The organism is Nocardioides thalensis (assembly GCF_013410655.1).
Classification (GTDB): domain Bacteria; phylum Actinomycetota; class Actinomycetes; order Propionibacteriales; family Nocardioidaceae; genus Nocardioides; species Nocardioides thalensis.
This window is the reverse complement of sequence record NZ_JACCFP010000001.1, coordinates 3688332-3709201: the sequence shown is the minus strand read 5'-3', so window position 1 is coordinate 3709201 and position 20870 is coordinate 3688332. Positions and strand designations below refer to the sequence as shown.

Below are 20870 nucleotides of genomic sequence, written 5' to 3'. Positions count from 1 at the left end.
TGGGGGTCAGACGCGGACGCCGGCGCCGAGCATCCCCCAGATGTCGGCGACAGGCTGGTGGGGCCGCAGCTCGCGGTAGTCGGGGTGCGGGGTGGCGATGATCAGCAGGTCCGACCGGTCGAGGACCTCCTCGAGGGGCAGGACGTCGGGGTCGTCAGTGACGTACGGGTCCGTCGTCAGGACCTTCGCCGCCTTGAACCGCAGGATCCGCTTGAGCTTGTAGGACAGGCTCTCGCGGGTGTCGTCGGACCCGCCCTTGAACGCCATGCCGAGCACCCCGACCGTCATCTTCGACAGGTCGTGCTGCTGCTCGAGCCGGCTGACCACGTGCAGCGGCAGGCCCTCGTTGACCAGCATCGCCGCGTGCCCGAGGGCGAAGTTGTTGTCGTTGAACGCCGCCAGCTGCATCGTGTCCTTGAACAGGCACGGCCCGGCGGCGAAGCCGGCGCGCGGCATGTCGGCCGCTCGCGGGTAGTCCTGGGTCACGACGCGGCGGATCTCCTCGAAGTCGAGGCCGCGCTCGTTGGCGATCATGTAGAACTGGTTGACCGTCGCGAACTTGATGTAGCGGTAGACGTTGGCGAAGAGCTTGGCCAGCTCCGCCTCCTGGGTGCCCGTGTAGATCAGCCGGTCGGTCAGCACGCCGAACAGCTCGGCGGCCCGGTGCCGGGCGCGGTCGTTGCGGGCCCCGATGATCTGCGGGAGCGAGTAGAGCTCCTCCATGGCGTGGCCCTCGAGGATGCGCTCCGGGCAGAACGCGACGTCGATCTCGCGCCCGTCCAGGATCGACGCGTCGATCAGCCGGTCGGTGACGCCGGGGAAGAGCGTGCTGCGCAGGACGACGAGCTGGCCGTCGCGGAAGTAGGCGTCGCACGGCTGCAGCGCCTTCGCGAGCATGTTCGGGTCCGGGTTGAGGTGCTCGTCGACGGGCGTTCCGATGACGACGACCACGTTCTCGGCCATGCCGACGACGGAGGCGTCGGTGGTGGCGGAGAGGCGGCCCTCGTCGACCGCGGCCAGCATCGGCTCGGCCGCGCCGGGCTCGTCGAACGGCAGGTTGCCGTCGTTGACGAGCTTCACGCGCGCCTCGTCGACGTCGTAGGAGCACACACGGAGGCCCTGCTTGGCGAACGCGATGGCCAGGGGAAGACCGACGCGGCCGCAGCCTCCGATGATCACGACGTCCAGCTGGAAATCGGGGGTGTCGCTGGAGTTGAGCATGTTCGTCCTAACGACGAAGACCCTCGGTAGTCTCGCCCCAATTGCTCCGCCTCGGGCGTCGGCCCCCACGACCATTGATCGGATCTTTCTCTTGCACCTGCTCGTCGATGCGTTCGCAGTCCAGCCCGGAAGTGCCGCGATCACGGTCGAGAACCTCCTCCTCGGCTGGTCCCAGCTGGGCACCGACGACCGAGTGACGGTCGTCGCCGCAGAGGACAAGAAGCTCGTCCTCCCCGAGGGGATGGAGAGCATCGTGATGACGCCGCCGGTGGGCGGCGCGGCCGGCCGGATCTGGGCAAGGACGCTGGGCGTACGGCGCGCCGCCCGCGAGCTGGGTGCCGACGCGGTGCTCTCCGCGGTGCCGGCCAGCGGGCTGCTCGGAGCGCCGACGCCGCACGGCATCATCCTCTACGACCTGCGCCACGAGCTGCGCCCGCACCAGTTCCCGCTGTCCCGCCGGATCGCGCGCCGGGTGTCGTGGGGCTGGAACATGCGCCAGACCGACGGCATCTACTGCATCTCGCGCCGGACGCTGAGCGACCTCGAGCGGTCGCACGCCCGGGCCGCGCGCAAGGGCGTGGTCGCCCGCTACGGCGCCGATCACGTCGACAGCTGGCCGCAGGTGCCGAAGGGCGAGCCGCCGTACGCCCTCGCGTTCGGCCACTTCTCCAACAAGAACGTCCCCGCGGTGCTCGAGGGCTGGCGGCAGTTCTGCGAGACCGACGACAAGATGGTGCTGCGCCTGGTGGGCATGGGCCGGGCCGACCGCGAGAGCGCCACCGCGCGGGTGAGCGAGCTCGGCATCGCCGAGCGCGTCCAGCTGATGCCGTGGCTCGACGACGACGAGTTCAAGGCCTGCTTCGCCGGCGCCAGCCTGGTGGTCTTCCCCTCCGACTTCGAGGGCTTCGGCCTGCCCGCGATCGAGGCGCTGCGACTGCGGATCCCGCTTGTGGTCTCGGGTGACGAGGCGCTCGCGGAGGTCACCGGCGGCCACGCCGCGACCGCCCGCTCGGTGGGCGCAGCCGATCTCGCCGCCGCGATGCGGGAGGCGATGGAGTTCTCGCCCGAGCACCTCGAGGCCGGGCGCCGGCACACCGACGGATTCCAGTGGCGCGGCACGGCCCAGGCCGTGCGCGACGGGCTCCTGTCAGCGCGCTGACGGGTCCAGGTAGCCCGGGTCGTCGACGACGCCCGTGCGGAGCCGGCGGAGGTCGACCCGCACCATGTGGGCGACCAGGTCCTCGAACGACGTCGTCGCCCGCCAGCCCAGCGCGGCGGCGGCCGGCTCGGGGTCGGCCACGAGGAACGCGGCGTCGACGGGCCGCATCAGCTCCGGGTCCTGGCGGACGTACGGCGCCGGGTCCGCAATGCCGGCGGCGGCGAACGCGGTCACGAGCAGCTGCTCGAGCGTGTGCGGGGTGCCGGTGCCGATCGTGAGCTCCGTCGGAGCGTCGTAGCGGACCATCGCGTGGATCGCCGTCACGTAGTCGCCGGCGAAGCCCCAGTCGCGGCTGACGTCGAGGTTGCCGAGCGCGAGGTGGTCGCGCCGCCCGAGCGCGATCTCGGCGGCGCCGAGCGTGATCTTGCGGGTGACGAACGCCGTCCCGCGCAGCGGGCTCTCGTGGTTGTGCAGGATGCCGATGCTGGCGTGCAGGCCGCGGTGGTCGCGCGCGTCCCGCACGATCGCCTCGGCCTCCGCCTTGGCGCGGGCGTAGGGGCTGTCGGCGGCGGCGCCGCGGACCTCGGCCGAGGACGCCTGGAAGAAACGGATCTCCCGGCCGGTGGCCGCCTGCGTCGCGAGCGCCGCGTCGACGAGCGCGCCAACGGCGTCGCAGTTGGTCTGACGCGCGACGTCGGGCTCGGCCCAGCTGCGTCCGACGGAGCTGAACGCGGCGAGGTTGTAGACCTCGTCGGGCTCCCACCGGCGGACGACGTCGCTCATGCCCGCCGCGTCCCTCAGGTCCTGGCTGACGACCTCGACCCCGGGGAGGTAGGCCGCGACCCGCTGCGCGCCGTCGCCGCCGGGACGCACCGTGCCGACCACCCGGTGGCCCGCGGCCATCAGTAGGCGGGCGAGGTAGATGCCGTCCTGGCCGGCGATGCCCGTGACCAGCGCCGTGCCGGGACCCGTCATGGGATCTGGCGTTCCCCGCGCTTGTTCTCGACGAGGCGGCCGAGCTGCTCGAGGTCGGCGTCGACCATGATCTGGGCGAGTCCCTTGGCGTCGGTCGTGGCCTCCCAGCCGATGACCTCGCGGGCCTTGGTGGCGTCGCCGATGAGGGCGTCGACCTCGGTGGGCCGCTCGTACTTCGCGTCGAGCCGGACGTGGTCCTGCCAGTCGAGGCCGGCGTGGGCGAACGCGGCCTCGCAGAACTCGCGCACGGTCGTGCCGATGCCCGTCGCGAGCACGTAGTCGCCGGGCTCGTCGTGCTGCAGCATCCGCCACATGCCCTCGACGTACTCCGGCGCGTAGCCCCAGTCGCGCACCGCGTCGAGGTTGCCCAGCGTCAGCGTGTCGGTGATGCCGAGCTTGATCGACGCGACCCCGAGGGTGATCTTGCGGGTCACGAAGCTCTCGCCGCGCCGCGGCGACTCGTGGTTGAAAAGGATCCCCGAGACCGCGAACAGGTCGTAGGCCTCGCGGTAGTTGACGGTGACCCAGTGCGAGTAGAGCTTCGCGGCGCCGTACGGCGAGCGCGGGTAGAACGCCGTGTCCTCGGCCTGCGGAGGCGGCGTCGCGCCGAACATCTCCGAGGTGGACGCCTGGTAGAAGCGGCAGTCGAGGCCGGACGCGCGGATCGCCTCCAGCAGCCGCAGCGTGCCCACGGCGTCGGTGGACGCGGTGTACTCCGGCATCTCGAACGACACCTTGACGTGGCTCTGCGCGCCGAGGTTGTAGACCTCGTGCGGCTCGATCGCGTGGATCAGGTTCACCAGGCTGACGCCGTCGGTGAGGTCGCCGTAGTGGAGGTGCAGGTCGGGGTTCTGGTGCAGGTGGTCGATCCGGCTGCGGTTCAGGGTCGACGCCCGCCGCACCAGGCCGTGGACCTGGTAGCCCTTCGACAGCAGCAGCTCGGCGAGGTAGGAGCCGTCCTGGCCGGTGATGCCGGTGATGAACGCGCGCTTCACATGAACTCCGTTGGTGGGTAGGGGCGGGGAGCCTCGGGGGTGAGCTAGCCGTCGTGGCGTCGGACGGTCTTGCCGCCCTGGGTGGCCAGCTCGTCGACGATCGCGATGCTCCGGGGGTGCCAGGCGCGGGGCAGGTCGCTCACCGCGTCCTTGACCGTACGGCGCAGCGTCTCCTCGTCGAGGGTCGCGCCGTCGGCCGGCACCACCTCGACCGCGACGATCGAGCCGGTGAGCCGGTTGGCGCGGCCGAAGACCCGTGCGGCGGCCACGCCGTCGAGCGCGAGCACCCGCTGCTCGACCGGGAGCGGGTGGACCTTCACGCCGCCGACGTTGATGACCTCGGACGTGCGCCCGCGGAACAGCACGCGATCACCGTCGACCTCGACCAGGTCGCCGGTCGGCCGCCACTCTCCGGCCCAGGTGCGCGACTCGGCCTCGTCCGCTCCGGCGTACCCCTGCATCTCGGTGGCCGGGCGCACCCAGAGCTCCCCGTCGATGACCCGCAGGTTGGCGTCGGGGTTGTCGGGGCCGAAGAGCGACGCGGCGTCGAGGCCGGGCCGGTCGTCGCGCACCGACGTGATCGACCCCAGCTCGGTCGAGGCGTAGACCTGCGAGATCCGGGCGTCGGGGAACCTCTCGCGCAGCTCGGCCAGCAGGTCGGGCGGGCTCGCCTCGCCGCCGAGGGTGATCTGCTCGAGGGCGGGCAGCTCCACGTCGCCCGCGCGCGCCTCGGCCAGCAGGAACCGCCAGTAGGTCGGCGTCGCGCTGACGCAGGTCACGCCGTGCTCGGTGATGGCCTGGAGGCCGTCGCGGGGCTGGCGCGGGAACGGCGCCACCAGCGTGGCCTGCGCGGCCAGGGTGTGCAGCAGCACCTGGATGCCGGCGAACTGGTGGGCGCCGTAGGCGAGGAGCCACCGCTGCTCGGGGCGCGGCTCGACCTGTGCGACGGCGCGGGCTAGCACCTCCCAGTCGTGGCGGGCCGCCTTCGGGGCGCCGGTGGTGCCGGTGGTGCGGATCAGCAGCGGCTGGGGGCGAAGCGCTTCGTCGTCGTCCTCCGCGCGCGGCTTCGGCGCGCTCGACAGCAGTGCCTGTGGTCGCACGACCGTCACGCCCGGCAGCCGGTCGGTGCCGCCGCCGAGGAAGCCGGACAGCCCCGGGACCAGGTCCGGTCGCGAGGTCACGACGACGTCGTGCTCGAGCGCGTCGAGATAGGTCGCCAGCTTCGGCACCGGGGTGTCGGGCTGGTACTGGCACGACTCGACGCCCGCCAGTGCGGCACCGGCGAGCAGCCTGAAGACCCAGGCGGCGTCGGCCTCGACGATCGCGACCCGGGTGATGCTACGGGCGTCGAACGCCGCCGCGACCCGCTGGGCGTCGGCGAGCAGGTCGCCGTACGTCAAGCGGTGCGGGAGCAGCGCCAGCTGGCCCGGGCGAGCCTGGGCCGCCCGTTCCAGCAGCCGGATCATCAGACGGAAGCGGCCTCGTCAGCGGGGCCGTAGTAGGCGAGCACGTCGCCGATGGTCTCCGGCAGGACGTCGGAGGTCGAGAACGGGTCGGACCCCAGCTCGTCCTCCAGCATCGTGGAGAGCTCGGCCGCCTCGAGCGAGTCGAGGCCGAGACCCTCACCCCAGAGGCTGGTCTCGTCGGTCACGGTCGTGGGGTCGACGTCCTTGTCGATCCGGTCGAGGAACTGCGCGACGATCTCCTGGGCGCGCGAGCGGTTCGGCACTGGGTTCTCCTTCACGGCTCAGGTCGGCGTTGGTGCCGATGCCTTGGCCGCCGACAGCATTCCATAGCCCAGGGTGCCATCACGCCAGAACCCTTCAAGAATGTCGCAGGCGCGGACGTAGTCGTCGACCGCCTCGGCGCCGATCAGCTCGACGAGCTCGGCCCGGTGGGCGGCGCAGTTGGCCCGCCACGCAGCGAACGTCGGCAGCGTCGGCTCGGTGATGTCGCGGGACCCGGTCACGGTGAGACCGAGTTCCTCCAGCGCTGCGGTGTACGACGCCAGCGGCTGCATGTGGGCGTCGCCGAACGCGCGGCGCAGCGTGGCGAGCTCCACCTTGCGGTCGCGCACCTCGCGGAACGGGATCTCCCGCTTGCGGATGATGTCGCACAGGACCATCCGCCCGCCGGGCGCCAGGACCCGCGCGCACTCGGACAGCAGCGCGGCCCGGTCGCGCATCAGGTGCGACGACTCGAGCACCCACACCACGTCGAACGAGGCGTCCGGCAGGCCGTTGGCGGTGCCGTCGCGGACCTCGAACCGCGCGTCGGCCAGGCCGCGCTCGGCCGCGAGCGCGGTGGCGGCGGCGACCCCCTCCTCGCTCGTGGTGATGCCGAGGGCGCGGACGCCGTACTCGTCGACGAGCGCGCAGGACTGGTGCCCGGTGCCGCAGCCGACGTCGAGCAGCCGGTCGCCCGCGCGCGGCTGCGCGCCGTCGACCATCAGCGCCGTGAGCGCCGCCGTGGCCTCGCCGAGCGGCGTCTCCGGCGTCGCGAACACGCCGTAGTGGAACTCGCTCCCCATGATCAGGCGCCACGCCTCGTGGACGCGGTCGTAGTGGGCCGCGGGCTGGTGGCTCACGTCGTTGCTGGTCATCTGCCTGCCGATCTGCTCCGCCTGTCGGATCGTGCCCGGTCATCCAGGGCCTCGCGTATAACCCCAGGGCCTCGCGTACGTTACTGGTGCTCGGGGGCCAATCGATACGAACGGTGGGTGTGATGCGGCTGCTGTGGGCAGTTCTCCAGCTCGTGCTCCCCATGCCGCTGAAGCGGCGCGTGGGCAACTGGTTCTTCGGGTGGGACGTGCACCCCACCGCGCACATCGGCCGCAGCATGATCATGGTCGGCAAGCTGGTCATGGGCCCGCACAGCACGATCGGCTCGTTCAACACGATCCGTGGTCTGGAGGAGGTGGTCCTCGAGGAGGGCGCGAGCATCGCGACCCGCAACCTGATCACCGGCTTCCCGCCGGGCTCGGACTACTTCGCCGTGAGTCCCAACCGCCGCTCGGTGCTGGTGCTCCGTCGCCACTCGATGGTCACCATCGGCCACACCATCGACTGCGCCGACCGGGTCGAGCTGGGGGAGTACTCCGCGATCGCCGGCTACCGCTGCGCGATCCTCACCCACAGCCTCGACCTCGCGCGCGACCGCTTCGTGGCCCAGCCGGTGGTCATCGGCGACCGCAGCGCGGTGATGAGCGGCTGCACGCTGCTCAACGGCACGTCGGTGCCCAGCCGCGCCATCGTGTCCGCGGGCTCGGTGGTCACGACGAAGCTGACGACCGAGCTGACCTTCTACCGCGGCAACCCCGCCGAGCCGGTGCGCGCGCTGCCGGAACGGCTGAAGTACTTCCGGCGCGGCCTCGTGGAAGTAGCATCCGAGCAATGAGTCGGCTGAGGAGTGCGTCGTACCTCCTACGCAGGGTGCGGCAGACGCCCGCCCTCTTCACGAACTTCGGGTCGGTGTTCCTCGACCTCGGCGCCCAGGCGACCCCGTGGAGCAAGCCGGAGCTGACGTTCCGGCTGCGCAACGGCTACGTCGTGCAGTGCCCCAACGTGCCGGGCGCCCGCTTCCCGCTCTACGAGATCTTCGGTGACGACGCCTACCGGATGGCCGAGCTCCTCGACGGCGTCGACGACGACGCCGGGGTGCTCGACGTCGGCGGCCAGATCGGCAGCTTCTCGCTCGCCGTCGCCGCCGAGCTGCCCAAGGCGCGGGTCCACGTCTACGAGGCCTCGCCGACCAGCGCGTCCTACATCCGCCGCAACGTCGAGGGCAACGACCTCGACGGCCGGGTCACCGTCCACGGTGCCGCGATGGCGGGGGAGGCGGGCGACTTCACGTTCGTCGACAGCGGCACGGCGAGCGGGCACAACGGCCTCACCGCCCCCGACGCGGCGGGCACCGAGGTGACGGTGCCGGCGGTGACGTTCGACGAGGCGGCCGCGCTGGTCGCCGCCGACGGCAGCGCCGTGCAGCTGGTGAAGATGGACGTCGAGGGTGCCGAGTACGACATCGTGCTGCGCTCCTCGCCCGAGTCGTGGCGCGAGGTGCGCTCGGTGGTCATGGAGTATCACCCGGTGCCGGGCCGCCACCTCGACGACCTCCTCGAGTTCTTCGCCGCCGTGGGCCTCACCCCGTCGCGCATGGAGCCCGGCACGCTGCCGGGCCTCGGCGTGATGTGGCTGTCCCGCCGCGCCGCATGAGCAAGCTCCCGGCCCGGCTGCAACCGCTGTGGCCGCTGGCCAAGCGCGTCCACCGGGCGCTGTCGTTGGTGCTGGGCGTCCTCGGGCGGCGGCTGGCGCCGCTGCTCGGCGAGCGCGGTCTCCCGCGCTCGGGCAGTACGACGTCCGCGGCCACCGCGGCCGCGGAGCCCGACGCGGTGACCCTGCACGGGCCGGCGCCGTCGCCGCCCGTCGAGCGCGCCGTCCCGCCCGGGATGCCGCCGCGGCACTGGGCGTTCACCACGACGACCCGGCCGGACGTCCCGCCGGTGCAGACCCTCGACGTCCGCGACGGCACCGTCGTCGGGGACTTCGCCGCCGTGATCACGCCCGGGCGCGTGCTCGACTTCGAGACCAGCGACTACTGGGGCATCGCCGGCTGGCAGGAGCACCCGCTGTTCCTCCGGCCCCGGCTGCCCGCGGTCGAGCACGTCAGCGGCACCGTCGCCGTGCTCGCGACCCGCGGCGGCAACGCCAGCTACTACCACTACCTCCTCGACGTGCTGCCCCGGCTCGAGGTGCTGCGGCGCACGGTCCCGGACGTCGCCGTCGATCACTACTACCTCGAGCGCTCGACCCGCTACCACCGCGAGATCCTCGCTCTTGCCGGGCTCGACGGGCTTCCTCGCCTCGACGTCGGCCGCGAGCGCGCCGTACGAGCGGACCGGCTCTTGGTGCCGAGCATCCCCAACGTCGGCGAGCACACGCCGCCGTGGATCGTCGACCACGTGCGCTCGCTGCTGCCGCCCGCGGACACCGCGGACAAGCCGACCCGGCTCTACGTCACCCGCGGCGATCGTCGCCACACCCGCCGGATGGAGTCGGAAGCCGAGCTCTGGCCGCTGCTGGAGGCGCGCGGCTTCGCCCGCGTCGACCCGGGCTCGATGTCGGTGCGCGACCAGGTCGACACCTTCGCCGCGGCCGAGGTCGTCGTCGGCGTGCACGGCGCTGCCCTCACCAACCTGCTGTTCTGCCGCCCGGGCGTCCGGGTGCTGCACCTGATGGCGCCGACGTACGTGAAGCACTGCTTCTACGCGATACTCGACGCGATCCCGGACGCGCGCTACCGCTACGTCCTCGGCGAGGGTCGTACGCCGCCGCCGGGCACCGAGCTCACCGGGGTCCAGGACGACATCGACCTGGCCCCGGAGAAGGTGCTGGCCGAGCTCGACGTACTGCTGGAGCAGTAGCCGAGCCCGGCCAGCAAGGACCGTGCCAGCTCAGGCCATCGAGCGCTTCACCTGGTCGTAGACCCAGGCGTAGGTGCGCGCCATGCCGTCGGCGAGCGTGATCGACGGCTCCCAGCCGTAGACCTCCTGGATCAGCGTGTTGTCGGAGTTGCGGCCGCGCACGCCCTGCGGGGCGTCGAGCTGGTAGTTGCGCTTGCAGCGGATGCCGGCGATCTCCTCGACGATCGTGTAGAGCTGGTTGATCGACACCAGCTCGGAGGAGCCGAGGTTGATCGGCTCGGCGAAGTCGCCGGCCAGTATCATCTGCGATCCCTGCACGCAGTCGTCGATGTACATGAAGCTGCGGGTCTGCTCGCCGTCGCCCCAGATGTCGAGCTCGTGGCGGCCGGTGATCACGGCCTCGGCGATCTTGCGGCACACCGCGGCGGGCGCCTTCTCGCGGCCGCCCGTCCACGTGCCCTCGGGCCCGTAGACGTTGTGGTAGCGGGCGACCCGGGTCGTCATCCCGTAGTCCTCGCTGAAGTGGCGGCACATCCGCTCGCTGAAGAGCTTCTCCCAGCCGTAGCCGTCCTCCGGCATCGCGGGGTAGGCGTCGGCCTCGCGCAGCGCCGTCACCGCGGTGTCGGTCTGCTTGTCGGCGGCGTAGACGCACGCCGACGAGGAGTAGAAGTAGCGCTCCACGTCGTGGGCCTTGGCCGCCTGGAGCATGTGGGTGCTGGTCAGCACCGACAGCATGCACAGCGCCTTGTTGTTCTCGATGAACCCCATGCCGCCCATGTCGGCGGCGAGCATGAAGACCTCACCGGCGCCCTCGGTCGCCGCCATCGCGTTCTCCAGCAGCGAGACGTCGGCCTGCACGTTCTGGGCGTCCGGGTGGACCTGGTACCACTCCTCGAGCGGCTTCACGTCGACCGAGCGGACAGTCTTGCCCTGCGCCAGCAGATCGGCGACCAGATGGCCCCCGATGAAACCGCCGCCGCCTGCGACGAGGACGTCGACAGGACCTGCACTCATGGGGTTCCCTTCCCGTTCGGTTGCCCCCCAGCAACCCGACAACGAACTCTAGTCTCAGGCGTCACGCCCGGCGGGCGTCTTCTCCGACTTGCGCTTGCCGTTGCCCGAGCCGGCCTTGGGAGCACGGCCCATCGGGTCGGTCTCCTCGTAGTAGTAGTAGTAATAGCTGCCCACGGCGCGCTTGGAGACCATGTTGACCACCACGCCGAGCACCTTGCTGCCGACCTGCTGGAGGCGGGCGATCGCGTCGGCGGCCTGGTCGGTGGTCGTGCGGTCGTGGCGCACGACGATCAGCGCACCGTCGGCGATCGACGAGACCACCGACGCGTCGGCGACCGGGAGCAGCGGCGGCGCGTCGATCACGATCATGTCGTAGCTGCCGCGCAGCCGCCGGATCAGGTCGGCGGTGACCCGCGACTGGAGGATCTCGGTCGGGTTGGGCGGCTTCGGGCCGCTCGCCAGCACGTGCAGGCCGCTCTTCTCGTGGACCTGGATGACGTCCTGGATCTGCGCCTTGCCCACCAGCGCCGTCGTGAAGCCGACCGCCGGGTCGAGGCCCAGGGTGCTGGCGACGCGCGGGCGCCGCAGGTCGGCGTCGACGATCAGCGTCTTGCGGCCGGTCTGTGCGAGCGCGATCGCCAGGTTGGTCGCGGTCATCGTCTTGCCCTCGGCCGGCGTGGCGCTGGTGATCGCGAGCACCTTCGGCTGGTGGTCGAGGTCGATGAACTGGAGGCTGGTGCGCAGCACCCGGAACGCCTCGGTGCGGGCGGCGAAGCCGCCCAGGTCGGTGATGAGCGGCGCCTTGCGCATGTCGGGGTCGAAGCCGATGCTCGCCAGCACCGGCGCGTCGGTGACCTTCGCGACGTCCTCGACCGTGTGGATCGTGCGGTCGAGCAGCTGGCGCGCCACGGCGGTCGCGATGCCGAGCAGCAGCCCGATGACGCCGGCCGCGACCAGGTAGAGCACCGTCTGCGGGGCCACCTTGTCGGGGTTGTAGGACGCCTCGTTGGTGACCCGCGCCGTGATCAGCGGGGTGGTCGCGCTGTCCTCGGGCGTCTCGAGCTCGGCGATGAACTCGATGAACTGGTCGACCACCACGTCGGCGATGGTCTGGGCGCGGCGCGCCTCCTCGTCCTGCACGGCCAGCTCGATCTGCACGGTGCCCTCGAGCACCTCCGCGGAGATCCGGCCGGCGAGCTGCTCGGGCGTCTCGTCGAGGTCGAGGGTGTCGATCACGCGGTCGGCGAGCTCGGAGCTCTGCGCGAGGTCGGCGTAGGTCTCGGCCCGCCCGGACACCCACAGCTGGGCGACATACGCGTCCTGCGCCTGGCGCACGTCGGCGCTGAGGAAGACCACGGCCTTGGACTCGTACATCGGCGTCTGGATGTAGATGAGCGTGCCGGCGGCGGCCAGGCACAGGGCCAGGATGGCGACGACGCTGCGCCAGCGACGACGCATCACCTGGAGGAACTGCTTCAAGTCCACGAGTGACGCCCTTGAGTGTTGGGGGAGGTACCGAGACAGAACGATCGCGGCGATCCTAGGACACGCCTCCCGGCGCCGTGGCCCGTCCGGGCGTTTGCCCGGTGATACCGCGTCGCGATCCGGCATCCTTTGCCTGTGTCTCCCGTCGTACGCCGCCGCCGCGGCCGCCGCCCGCTGCTGCGACGGCTCGCCCGTGCCCCGCGCCAGCGTCGGGTGCTGCTCGTCGGAGGCGGGGTGCTCGCGGCGGTCGTGCTGGTCGGTGGCTGGTTCGCCTGGACCGTCTGGCAGGCGGCCGACGAGCTCCAGGAGGTCGAGCGCCAGGGCCGGCTGCTCCGGGCCGAGCTGGTCGACGGCGACGCCGACGGCGCGGCCCGCGCCCTCGAGGCGTTCCAGGAGGCCGCCGCGGATGCCGAGGCGGCGACCGACGGGCCCACCTGGTGGGTCGCCGAGCACGCGCCGGTCCTCGGTGACGACGCCGAGGGCGTGGCCGTCGCCGCGCGGGTGCTGTCGGACATCGGTGACGAGGCGCTGCCCCCGCTGGTCGACGCCGCGGCCGACGTCACCGCCCGCACGTTCAACCCGACCCGGCACCGGTTCCCCCTCGCGGCGATCGCCGCCACCCAGGAGCCGGCCGCCGCGAGCGAGGCGGTCTTCGCCGACGCGGCGTCCCAGCTCTCCGGCGTCGACAGCAGCGGGTTCACGGGCCCGGTCGGCCGCCGCTTCGACGACCTGCGCCGGCTGGTGCTCCAGGCGCGCTCGACCCTCGGGTCGGTCTACCGCGCGGCCGAGATGATGCCGACGCTCCTGGGCCGCGACGGCCCGCGGGACTACCTCCTCGTGATGCAGAACAACGCCGAGCTCCGGCCGCTGGGCGGGCTGGCGGGCTCGATCAGCCTGGTCCACGCCGAGGACGGGCGGGTCGACATCACCGACCAGATGGCCTCCTCGCGCCTCGGCATCCTGGAGGAGCCCGTGCTCCCCCTGGACGAGGAGGAGCAGCAGCTCTTCGGCAGCCAGCTGGGCCGGTTCTTCCGCAACGCCAACCTGACGCCGCACGTGCCGCGGGCCGCCGAGCTGATGGCCGCCCGCTGGCGCAGCGAGACCGGCCAGGAGGTCGACGGCGTGTTCCTCGTCGACCCGGTGGCGATCGCCTACCTGCTGGCAGCGACCGGACCGGTGCCCGTGCCGGGCTACCCGGACGCCACCTCGACCAACGTCGTCCCGGCGGTGGAGAACGAGATCTACCTCCAGACCTACGACGCCGGGGTCCACGACGACTTCCAGAACGCCGTCGCCAAGGCCGTCTTCAACGCGTTCGCGGGCGGTGCGGGCGATCCAGCCGAGCTGATCCGCGCCCTCGTGACGGGCGTCGCCGAGGGGCGCATCCGGATGCACAGCTTCGAGGAGCCGGTGCAGGACGCGGTCGAAGGTACGGCGATCGCGGGCCAGGTCGCGGGGGAGGAGCCCGCGCTCGGCGTCTACCTGAGCGACAAGACCGAGTCGAAGATGTCCTACTACCTCCGCTACACCGTCGACGTGGTCGCCCGGTCGTGCGCCGGCAGCGTGCAGGAGGTCACCGGCGTCGTGACCCTGCACAACGACCCGCCGGACGGCGTACCGCTGCCGAAGTCGGTCGCGGGCTTCCGGCCGGTGGGTCAGCCGGGCTACGTCAACGGCCAGCAGTCGGTGCTGCTGTACCTGATGGGCCCGCCCGGGGGCACGCTCGAGAAGCTCGAGATCGGCGAGCAGGACATGACGCTCCCCGTCGTCTATCCCTACCGGGACCGGTGGATCGCTCCCGTCACCGTCACGCTGGACCCCGAGGAGGAGACGACGGTCGAGTTCCTGCTCCGCGGCGGGCGGGGGCAGACCGAGGACCTCGACCTCCAGGTCACCCCCGGCTCGGCGTTCGGCTCGGAGTCGGGAACGGTCCGCTCGGCCTGTCCGTCTCGATAAATGGACACGCGTCTCGCCATCCGGGACGCCGATTGGGTGCGCGACCGGGCGCGCCCTAGGGTGATGCCCATGCCGAGGACCCTCCTGACCAAGCGCCGCGCGGTGGACAACTGCCGTGTCGCCTCGGCGCTGTGTCGAATGCGCTGAGCGGGGTCCGTGTCTCCGGCGGCTCGTCCGCCTCTGGTTGACCCCCGGCGTCGCCCGGTGGGGTCCCTCATCGCGTCACGCCCGCGGCCTCCCCGCGTCGTACCGAGGTCAGCCACGTCCGCACATCTTCAGCAGCAACCATCGATCAAAAGGAATGCAATGAGCCGCGAGAACTCACTCGTCTCCGCCCAGTGGGTGGAGGAGAACCTCGACAACCCGAAGGTCGTGCTCGTCGAGGTCGACGAGGACACCACCTCCTACGACAAGGGCCACATCAAGGGCGCCATCAAGCTCGACTGGACCACCGACCTCCAGGACCAGGTCCGGCGCGACTTCGTCAACAAGGAGCAGTTCGAGGCCCTCCTGTCCGAGCGGGGCGTCGCGAACGACGACACCGTCGTCCTCTACGGCGGCAACAACAACTGGTTCGCGGCCTACGCGTACTGGTACTTCAAGCTCTACGGCCACCAGGACGTCAAGCTGCTCGACGGCGGCCGCAAGAAGTGGGAGCTCGACAGCCGCGAGCTCGTCGCCGACCTGCCGCAGCGCGAGCGGACCAGCTACACCGCGACCGAGCAGGACCGCTCGATCCGCGCCTTCCGCGACGAGGTCGTCGAGGCCATCGGCTCCCAGAACCTGGTCGACGTGCGCTCGCCCGACGAGTTCGCCGGCCGCCTCCTGGCCCCCGCCCACCTGCCGCAGGAGCAGGCCCAGCGTGCGGGCCACATCCCGACCGCGGTCAACGTCCCGTGGAGCAAGGCGGCCAACGACGACGGCACCTTCCGCTCCGACGACGAGCTCCGCGAGATCTACGGCGAGGCCGGCTTCGACTTCTCCAAGGACACCATCGCCTACTGCCGCATCGGCGAGCGCTCCTCGCACACGTGGTTCGTGCTCAAGGAGCTGCTCGGCGAGCAGAACGTCAAGAACTACGACGGCTCCTGGACCGAGTACGGCTCGCTGGTCGGCGTGCCGGTCGCGCTCGGCGACGAGCCCGGGGAGGCCTGAGCATGTGCGGAGCAACCAAGGGCGGTCTGTCGCTCGCCGGCGTGGACGTCGAGAAGGAAGCCGTGATCCAGGGCCAGGTCGTCCGCGACGGCGAGCCGGTGCCCAACGCCTACGTGCGTCTCCTGGACAAGAGCGGTGAGTTCACCGCCGAGGTCCCGACCTCCGCGACCGGTCACTTCCGGTTCTTCGCCGGCGACGGCGAGTGGACGCTGCGCACGCTCGCGCCGAAGGCCGACCCGGTCGACCGGGTCGTCCAGGCCGCGGTCGGCAGCGTCGCCGAGGTCACCGTCACCCTCTGACCTCTCCGATCGAGTTCTGATCGTCGTGACACGAGACAGCGGCCCCCGGAATGCCGGGGGCCGCTGTGCTCGTTGGGAGTAGCTGTGACCGGTCTCGTGATCCTCGGGCTCGCCGCGCTTGCCGCGGCGGGGTTCGGCGTCTACCGCGTGCGGACTGAGGGGCGGTTCTCCCCGACGGTCGCGGAGGTCGCCCCGCGACCGTCGCGAGACCCCGACCCCACCGCCTGGTCTGCCATCGCCGCCGCGCTCCCCGGCGAGGCGCTCGGTGAGCGCGCCACGCTCGTGCAGTTCTCCTCCGCCTTCTGCGCCCCGTGCCGTACGACGCGGGTGGTGCTGGCCGACGTCGCGGCGACCGAGCCCGGCGTGCGCCACGTGGAGCTCGACGCCGAGCTGCACCTCGACCTCGTCCGCGCTCTCGACGTACGACGCACTCCGACGACCCTGGTGCTCGACAGCTCCGGCCGGGAGCTCGTGCGAGCCGGCGGCGCCCCGCGGCGCGACCAGGTCCTCTCCGCCCTGCCCGAGGAGGCACCCCGATGAGCGCGCCCAGCACCACCAGCGAGACCGCGGCTCCTGCCCTGCGGAACGGCATCGACCCGCGCGGCCCGCGCTTCACCGCCGCGGTCACCGCGGTGCTGCTCGCCGCCGCCCTGGTCGCCCCGGAGGAGGTCGCGACCGCGCTGGTCGCGGTCCAGGGCCTGTTCTTCCTCGCGGGCGTCGCGCTCGGCGTGCAGCGCACGCCGACGGGTCTGGTCTTCCGCGCGTTCGTGCGGCCGCGCCTCACGCCGCCCGCGGACCTCGAGGACCCGCGCCCGCCACGGTTCGCCCAGGCGGTCGGGCTCCTCTTCGCGGCGGTGGCGCTGGTCGGCTACCTGTCCGGGGCGACCGTGCTCGGCCAGGTCGCCGTCGGCCTGGCGCTCGTCGCCGCCCTGCTCAACGCGGTCATCGGGTTCTGCCTGGGCTGCGAGCTCTACCTGCTGGGCCTCCGCGCCAGCCGGCGGGCCGCCCGCAGCGCCGCCTGAGCACACCCCGCGGCCGCGCGCAGGAAGTTGCGGGAACTTCCCCGTGACCGCGCCCACACGGCCGTACCCGCGCGGCCGGTCGTGCGTTGAGCCTCATGAGCCTGTCCACCACAGGCGAAGGGTTCGGGGGTGCTCTGATGGACGATTCACGCACGGGACTGGTCGCGGCAATACGACGCGTCCTGCGACGCGACCGCTCGCGCGACGCCGCGCCGACCGAGGCGCCCGTCCCGGCCGCTCCGACGGGTCCGACGGGGGCGCCGAACGGCGTACCGACCCCGCAGCAGCTCTCCTCCGAGCGCACCGGGGCCGACCCGGTCTGGGACTGCTGACGCGCCCGACGGGCCCACGCGCACCTCTCTCCCAGCAGGTCCTGCACGACGTAGCTGTTCTCCTCAGGTCGAGGAGCCGCCGACCGATGGGTCTCGTGGATTCCCACAGATCCGCGGGTTGACGGACCGGCCTGGCCGTCGGCCTGAATCGCTACCGCCACCTGCAAGACCGCCGGGGGATATTCGTCATGCGACCTGTCGTCGCGCGCTTCGCTGCGCTCTTCATCGCCGCCGTCGTCGGCGCCAACGTGGTCAGCGCGACGTCGCCGGCCGCCACCGCCGTACCGGCGCCCAAGCTCGACCGCCGTGTCTCCGACGAGGCCGACCCCGGCTGCGGCGGCAAGCGACCGGTCAAGGCGCGGGCGACCGCCAAGAGGAAGACGACCCGGTTCCGGTGCACGTTCTCCGACGAGTTCGACGGCACCCAGCTCGACACCGACGTCTGGGTCGCGCAGCACACGGCCTGGAGCGGCATGAGCTCGGGCAACTTCGACTGCCTCGTCGGCAACGACCCCGACAACATCTCGGTCGGCGGCGGCGTGCTCCGCCTGACCGCGCGGGTGGAGCCCGAGGAGTTCCTCTGTCGCAACCCCGCCGGGAACTTCATGACCGACACGACCGGCGCGAACATCTCGACCTACAAGACCTTCTCGCAGGCCTACGGCCGGTTCTCCTTCCGCGCCCGGTTCCCCAACACCACGGCTCCCGGCGTCCACTCCGCGCTGTGGATGTATCCGCAGGACCACGCCTACGGCCGGTGGCCCGACTCGGGCGAGATCGACGTCGCGGAGTGGTTCAGCAGCGGTGTCACCACGGTCCTGCCTTCGCTGCACTACCGCGGCGAGAAGTGGCCGCACACGACCGGGTGGACGTGCTCGATGGAGGAGCCGTGGAAGTGGCACACCTACACCGTCGAGTGGACGAAGCACGAGATGAAGTTCAAGTACGACCGCAAGACCTGCTGGACCACCGGCTGGGCCCCCGACGCACCGCTCACCGGAGGTCAGCCGTTCGACAAGCCGTTCTTCCTGACCATGTCGCAGGTGTTCGGCTTCAACGACAACGCGGTCACGGAGGCGACCCCGAGCAGCGCCACGATGCAGGTCAACTGGGTCCGCGTCTGGAAGTGAGCCCCGCCGCTCAGCTGACCGGGGCGAGCGCTCCGGGCTTGCGGGCGTAGGCCTCCAGCACGATCCGCGGGGCGATGCCGCCGCGGATCATCCCGTCCGCGGCCTTGGCCAGGCCGCGCGCGGCGCCGGCTGGCACGCCCATCGACCGCAGGTAGGTGAGCGAGTCGAGCGAGTAACGCGCCCGCGGCAGCACCTCGACGTCGACGAACCCGAGCGCCTCGAGCGTCGCCCGCATGCTCCGTGCCGTGTGGAGGAGCCAGTGGTGCGGCGCGATCCGCCGGTCGCTCCAGTGCGTCAGCCGGCCCTTGGCCGCCTCGGCGACACCCAGCGCGGTGCGGTCGATCCAGGTGCGCCGCGGCGTCTGCAGGAAGATCACGCCGCCCGGCCTCAGCAGGTCGTAGGAGTGCTGGAGCAGCGAGGTCGGGTCCTCCACGTGCGCGATCACGCACCACAGGGTCACCGCGTCGACCGGATCGAGCTCGAGGGTGGCGATGTCGCCCAGGTCGAGCGGGATGTCGTAGCGCGCCTTCGCGATCTCGACGTTGGCCTGGATCAGGTCGTTGCCGCGCACGTCGTAGCCGCGCTTGGCGGCGTGGGCGAGGAACAGCCCGTCGCCGGCGCCGATGTCGTAGATGCGGCGGCCGTTGGGGTCGCCGAGGCGGCTCTCCAGGCGGTCGAGCGCCTCGTCGTAGGCGGCGTCGGCCGTACTCGTGCGCTTGCTGGCGATCCAGGCCTCGCGCGCCTCGACGCTGATCTCGTCGAGCCCGACGCTGTCGGGCATCACCAGGTCGGCGCGGTCGGACCAGCCGAGCAGGCCGCACGAGCGACAGCGGAAGTTGCGCCTCTCGGTGCGCCGCGACGGCGTGTAGCCCCGCAGGCTCGTGGACCCGCAACCCGGGCACGTGACGACCGGCATGTTCCCTCCCTCGCCTCGCCACGCCAAGGGTCGAGTCGTGCGCCGCTGGGAGCAGAACCGCGCGCGAGGCTGAGCGCACAGTAAGGCATACCTGGCCGAGACGTCAGACGATTTCAAAAGAACGGGTCACGTGTCCTGAAGGTGTGACCTACCTGCCTGTCAGTCGTTACTCGTGCGGAAGAAGCCAGACCATCTGTACGGCGGGAGCGGGGTAACGAATGCGCGTGCTGGTGCACGACTACAGCGGTCACCCGTTCCAGGTCGAGCTGAGCGCCGAGCTCGCCGAGCGGGGCCACGACGTCACCCACTCCTGGTGCGAGGCCCACGTCTCCGGCAAGGGCAACCTCGGCGGCTACGACAAGGTCCGCTTCGACTCGATCGCCCACGGCGACGTGCTCGAGAAGCTCAGCTTCAAGCGGCGGCTCGTCAAGGAGATGCGGTACGGCGTGATGCTGGCCCGCCAGATCTCCCGGCTCAAGCCCGACGTGGTGCTGATGGGCAACGTGCCGGTGCCGATGATGGTCGTCGTCACGATGTTCCTCCTCGTGACCCGCCGCCCGTGGGTGTCGTGGCAGCAGGACGTGCAGGGCATCGCGATGAAGTCGTTCGCCGGGGCCAAGCTCCCGAAGAGCTTCCTGGTCTTCGCCACCCTCGCCGGCTGGGCCGAGCGCTGGTGCAACCGGCGGGCCGACGGCATCGTGGTCATCTCCGACGCCTTCCTCGACGTGCACCGTCGCTGGGGCACCGCCGACAAGACCACGGTCATCCCCAACTGGGCGCCCCTCAACGAGCTCGTCCCGATGCCCCGCGACAACGCGTGGGCGGTCGAGCAGGGCGTCGCCGACGTCCAGCACCTCGTCTACTCGGGCACCCTCGGCCTCAAGCACAACCCGCGGCTGCTGGTGCAGGTCGCGAGCGCGGTCCGCGCCGCCGGCACCCCGGTCCACCTGACCGTGATCACGGAGGGCCAGGCGGTCGAGGAGCTGCGCGACGAGGCGACCCGGCTCGACGTACCCGTCTCGCTGCTGCCGTTCCAGCCCTACGACCGCCTCCCCGAGGTGCTGGGCTCCGCCGACGTGCTGCTCGTCGTGCTCGACAAGTCCGCCGGCGCGTTCTCCGTGCCGTCCAAGACGCTCTCCTACCTCTGCGCCGCGCGGCCGATCCTCGGCCTGATGCCGGCGGAGAACCTCGCCTCCCGGCTCGTCGACGAGGCCGGCGGCAAGGTGCTCGAGCCCGAGGAGGCGTCGGTCGCGGAGGCCGCCGAGTGGATCACCGAGGTGCTCGCCGACAGCGACGTGCAGGAGAAGATCGGCCGCCGCTCCCGCGACCTGGCCGAGCGGGAGTTCGACCTCCAGAAGTGCGCCGGCTCGTTCGAGCGCATCCTGGCCGCCGCGTGCGGCGCCGAGGCGCCCGCGACGGTCAGTACACCAGCGCCTGCGCTCCCTCGCGCAACGACTCCTCCACGAATCCGGCCGCACCGGCGATCCGCACCCCGGGGATGAGGTCGGCCTCGGTCAGCTCGCGCCGCGCCGCGCACTGACCGCAGACCGTGACCGTCCCGAGCTCGAGCACCGACGCGAGCAGCTCCGCCAGCGGGGTGGCGAGCGGCAGCTCGAACTGCTCCGCCCTGCCCGGCACGCCGAACCACGCGGCCTCCCCGGTGAGCCACAGCGACACCGGTACGCCGCCCGCAGCCGCCGTGGCGGCGACGGTGAACCCCTGGTTGCACCGCTCCGCGGCCTCGGCCGCGCAGGTGACCTTGACGACGAGCTCGCGAGCCATGGGACCG

Annotated in this window: 23 protein-coding genes; 13 read left to right on the top strand and 10 right to left on the bottom strand. The window is 71.7% G+C overall.

What is annotated here, in order from left to right; genetic code table 11:
• Positions 1 to 6: 6 nt before the first annotated feature.
• Positions 7 to 1221 carry a nucleotide sugar dehydrogenase gene (locus tag HNR19_RS18045; RefSeq protein ID WP_179669200.1) on the bottom strand — a complete coding sequence of 405 codons (1215 nt, stop codon included), beginning with the start codon at positions 1219 to 1221 and terminating at the stop codon, positions 7 to 9.
• A 91-nt stretch (positions 1222 to 1312) separates the two neighbouring features.
• Between HNR19_RS18045 and HNR19_RS18040 the strand changes: the two genes are divergently transcribed.
• A complete protein-coding gene (locus HNR19_RS18040) occupies positions 1313 to 2380 on the top strand; it encodes a glycosyltransferase (RefSeq protein WP_179669199.1) in 1068 nt (355 codons plus the stop codon).
• On the opposite strand, the gene HNR19_RS18035 is transcribed toward HNR19_RS18040, so the two are convergent.
• The 5 genes from HNR19_RS18035 to HNR19_RS18015 are packed head-to-tail and all read right to left on the bottom strand — an operon-like array spanning position 2369 to position 6952.
• Positions 2369 to 3355: a GDP-mannose 4,6-dehydratase gene (locus HNR19_RS18035; RefSeq protein WP_179669198.1), complete on the bottom strand. Its 987-nt coding sequence runs from the start codon at positions 3353 to 3355 to the stop codon at positions 2369 to 2371. The genes HNR19_RS18040 and HNR19_RS18035 overlap by 12 nt on opposite strands.
• Positions 3352 to 4350, bottom strand: coding sequence for a GDP-mannose 4,6-dehydratase (gene gmd, locus HNR19_RS18030; protein ID WP_179669197.1), 999 nt, complete (start codon positions 4348 to 4350; stop codon positions 3352 to 3354). Before gmd ends, HNR19_RS18035 begins: the two co-directional genes overlap by 4 nt.
• A gap of 44 nt (positions 4351 to 4394) precedes the next feature.
• A complete protein-coding gene (locus HNR19_RS18025) occupies positions 4395 to 5816 on the bottom strand; it encodes a class I adenylate-forming enzyme family protein (protein ID WP_179669196.1) in 1422 nt (473 codons plus the stop codon).
• Positions 5816 to 6079 (bottom strand): phosphopantetheine-binding protein, encoded by a 264-nt coding sequence (locus tag HNR19_RS18020; protein ID WP_179669195.1) that lies wholly within the window; start codon positions 6077 to 6079, stop codon positions 5816 to 5818. The genes HNR19_RS18025 and HNR19_RS18020 overlap by 1 nt, the downstream gene beginning before the upstream one ends.
• A gap of 18 nt (positions 6080 to 6097) precedes the next feature.
• Complete coding sequence (locus HNR19_RS18015; protein ID WP_179669194.1) at positions 6098 to 6952, bottom strand: SAM-dependent methyltransferase; 855 nt, start codon at positions 6950 to 6952, stop codon at positions 6098 to 6100.
• Positions 6953 to 7074: 122 nt separating this feature from the next.
• Between HNR19_RS18015 and HNR19_RS18010 the strand changes: the two genes are divergently transcribed.
• From HNR19_RS18010 to HNR19_RS18000, 3 genes are read left to right on the top strand one after another with little or no spacing between them, the layout of a single operon-like run.
• On the top strand, positions 7075 to 7746 hold the full coding sequence (locus HNR19_RS18010; protein ID WP_179669193.1) for an acyltransferase: 672 nt from the start codon (positions 7075 to 7077) through the stop codon (positions 7744 to 7746).
• Positions 7743 to 8564 carry an FkbM family methyltransferase gene (locus HNR19_RS18005; RefSeq protein ID WP_179669192.1) on the top strand — a complete coding sequence of 274 codons (822 nt, stop codon included), beginning with the start codon at positions 7743 to 7745 and terminating at the stop codon, positions 8562 to 8564. Before HNR19_RS18010 ends, HNR19_RS18005 begins: the two co-directional genes overlap by 4 nt.
• Positions 8561 to 9772, top strand: coding sequence for a glycosyltransferase family 61 protein (locus HNR19_RS18000; protein WP_179669191.1), 1212 nt, complete (start codon positions 8561 to 8563; stop codon positions 9770 to 9772). Before HNR19_RS18005 ends, HNR19_RS18000 begins: the two co-directional genes overlap by 4 nt.
• Positions 9773 to 9802: 30 nt before the next feature.
• Here the strand turns inward: HNR19_RS18000 and HNR19_RS17995 are convergent, their stop codons facing one another.
• Entirely contained in the window at positions 9803 to 10786 is a 984-nt protein-coding gene (locus tag HNR19_RS17995; RefSeq protein WP_179669190.1) for an NAD-dependent epimerase/dehydratase family protein, read from the bottom strand.
• A 54-nt stretch (positions 10787 to 10840) separates the two neighbouring features.
• Complete coding sequence (locus HNR19_RS17990; RefSeq protein ID WP_179669189.1) at positions 10841 to 12271, bottom strand: polysaccharide biosynthesis tyrosine autokinase; 1431 nt, start codon at positions 12269 to 12271, stop codon at positions 10841 to 10843.
• A 135-nt stretch (positions 12272 to 12406) separates the two neighbouring features.
• Between HNR19_RS17990 and HNR19_RS23630 the strand changes: the two genes are divergently transcribed.
• From HNR19_RS23630 to HNR19_RS17955, 8 genes are all read left to right on the top strand, one after another.
• Positions 12407 to 14227 (top strand): DUF4012 domain-containing protein, encoded by a 1821-nt coding sequence (locus tag HNR19_RS23630; protein WP_179669188.1) that lies wholly within the window; start codon positions 12407 to 12409, stop codon positions 14225 to 14227.
• Complete coding sequence (locus HNR19_RS23725) at positions 14228 to 14374, top strand: putative leader peptide (protein WP_425490687.1); 147 nt, start codon at positions 14228 to 14230, stop codon at positions 14372 to 14374.
• 159 nt (positions 14375 to 14533) lie between these two features.
• Entirely contained in the window at positions 14534 to 15382 is an 849-nt protein-coding gene (locus HNR19_RS17980) for a sulfurtransferase (RefSeq protein WP_179669187.1), read from the top strand.
• Between the two features lie 2 nt (positions 15383 to 15384).
• The gene (locus HNR19_RS17975) at positions 15385 to 15681 is read left to right on the top strand and encodes a DUF1416 domain-containing protein (RefSeq protein ID WP_179669186.1); all 297 of its coding nucleotides are present in this window, start codon (positions 15385 to 15387) and stop codon (positions 15679 to 15681) included.
• Positions 15682 to 15765: 84 nt separating this feature from the next.
• Positions 15766 to 16221, top strand: coding sequence for a thioredoxin domain-containing protein (locus HNR19_RS23625; RefSeq protein WP_179669185.1), 456 nt, complete (start codon positions 15766 to 15768; stop codon positions 16219 to 16221).
• Positions 16218 to 16703, top strand: a complete 486-nt coding sequence (locus HNR19_RS17965; protein ID WP_179669184.1) for a DUF4395 domain-containing protein — start codon at positions 16218 to 16220, stop codon at positions 16701 to 16703. Before HNR19_RS23625 ends, HNR19_RS17965 begins: the two co-directional genes overlap by 4 nt.
• A 137-nt stretch (positions 16704 to 16840) precedes the next feature.
• Positions 16841 to 17035 carry a hypothetical protein gene (locus HNR19_RS17960; protein WP_179669183.1) on the top strand — a complete coding sequence of 65 codons (195 nt, stop codon included), beginning with the start codon at positions 16841 to 16843 and terminating at the stop codon, positions 17033 to 17035.
• 188 nt (positions 17036 to 17223) lie between these two features.
• Entirely contained in the window at positions 17224 to 18165 is a 942-nt protein-coding gene (locus tag HNR19_RS17955) for a glycoside hydrolase family 16 protein (protein ID WP_179669182.1), read from the top strand.
• 10 nt (positions 18166 to 18175) lie between these two features.
• Here the strand turns inward: HNR19_RS17955 and HNR19_RS17950 are convergent, their stop codons facing one another.
• Positions 18176 to 19081 carry a class I SAM-dependent methyltransferase gene (locus HNR19_RS17950; RefSeq protein WP_179669181.1) on the bottom strand — a complete coding sequence of 302 codons (906 nt, stop codon included), beginning with the start codon at positions 19079 to 19081 and terminating at the stop codon, positions 18176 to 18178.
• A gap of 218 nt (positions 19082 to 19299) precedes the next feature.
• On the opposite strand from HNR19_RS17950, the gene HNR19_RS17945 reads away from it, so the two are divergent.
• Positions 19300 to 20583, top strand: a complete 1284-nt coding sequence (locus HNR19_RS17945; protein WP_179669180.1) for a glycosyltransferase family 4 protein — start codon at positions 19300 to 19302, stop codon at positions 20581 to 20583.
• Here HNR19_RS17945 and HNR19_RS17940 read toward each other — a convergent pair.
• Complete coding sequence (locus HNR19_RS17940; RefSeq protein ID WP_179669179.1) at positions 20501 to 20863, bottom strand: DsrE family protein; 363 nt, start codon at positions 20861 to 20863, stop codon at positions 20501 to 20503. The genes HNR19_RS17945 and HNR19_RS17940 overlap by 83 nt on opposite strands.
• Between the last annotated feature and the right edge of the window lie 7 nt (positions 20864 to 20870).

Bases quoted from the DNA above. Each gene is read 5' to 3' on its own strand.
- HNR19_RS18045 (WP_179669200.1), bottom strand. From the start codon at position 1,221: ATGCTCAACTCCAGCGACACCCCCGATTTCCAGCTGGACGTCGTGATC.
- HNR19_RS18035 (WP_179669198.1), bottom strand. From the start codon at position 3,355: ATGACGGGTCCCGGCACGGCGCTGGTCACGGGCATCGCCGGCCAGGAC.
- HNR19_RS18025 (WP_179669196.1), bottom strand. From the start codon at position 5,816: ATGATCCGGCTGCTGGAACGGGCGGCCCAGGCTCGCCCGGGCCAGCTG.
- HNR19_RS18015 (WP_179669194.1), bottom strand. From the start codon at position 6,952: ATGACCAGCAACGACGTGAGCCACCAGCCCGCGGCCCACTACGACCGC.
- HNR19_RS18010 (WP_179669193.1), top strand. From the start codon at position 7,075: ATGCGGCTGCTGTGGGCAGTTCTCCAGCTCGTGCTCCCCATGCCGCTG.
- HNR19_RS18005 (WP_179669192.1), top strand. From the start codon at position 7,743: ATGAGTCGGCTGAGGAGTGCGTCGTACCTCCTACGCAGGGTGCGGCAG.
- HNR19_RS18000 (WP_179669191.1), top strand. From the start codon at position 8,561: ATGAGCAAGCTCCCGGCCCGGCTGCAACCGCTGTGGCCGCTGGCCAAG.
- HNR19_RS17995 (WP_179669190.1), bottom strand. From the start codon at position 10,786: ATGAGTGCAGGTCCTGTCGACGTCCTCGTCGCAGGCGGCGGCGGTTTC.
- HNR19_RS23725 (WP_425490687.1), top strand. From the start codon at position 14,228: ATGGACACGCGTCTCGCCATCCGGGACGCCGATTGGGTGCGCGACCGG.
- HNR19_RS17980 (WP_179669187.1), top strand. From the start codon at position 14,534: ATGAGCCGCGAGAACTCACTCGTCTCCGCCCAGTGGGTGGAGGAGAAC.
- HNR19_RS17975 (WP_179669186.1), top strand. From the start codon at position 15,385: ATGTGCGGAGCAACCAAGGGCGGTCTGTCGCTCGCCGGCGTGGACGTC.
- HNR19_RS17965 (WP_179669184.1), top strand. From the start codon at position 16,218: ATGAGCGCGCCCAGCACCACCAGCGAGACCGCGGCTCCTGCCCTGCGG.
- HNR19_RS17960 (WP_179669183.1), top strand. From the start codon at position 16,841: ATGGACGATTCACGCACGGGACTGGTCGCGGCAATACGACGCGTCCTG.
- HNR19_RS17955 (WP_179669182.1), top strand. From the start codon at position 17,224: ATGCGACCTGTCGTCGCGCGCTTCGCTGCGCTCTTCATCGCCGCCGTC.
- HNR19_RS17950 (WP_179669181.1), bottom strand. From the start codon at position 19,081: ATGCCGGTCGTCACGTGCCCGGGTTGCGGGTCCACGAGCCTGCGGGGC.
- HNR19_RS17945 (WP_179669180.1), top strand. From the start codon at position 19,300: ATGCGCGTGCTGGTGCACGACTACAGCGGTCACCCGTTCCAGGTCGAG.
- HNR19_RS17940 (WP_179669179.1), bottom strand. From the start codon at position 20,863: ATGGCTCGCGAGCTCGTCGTCAAGGTCACCTGCGCGGCCGAGGCCGCG.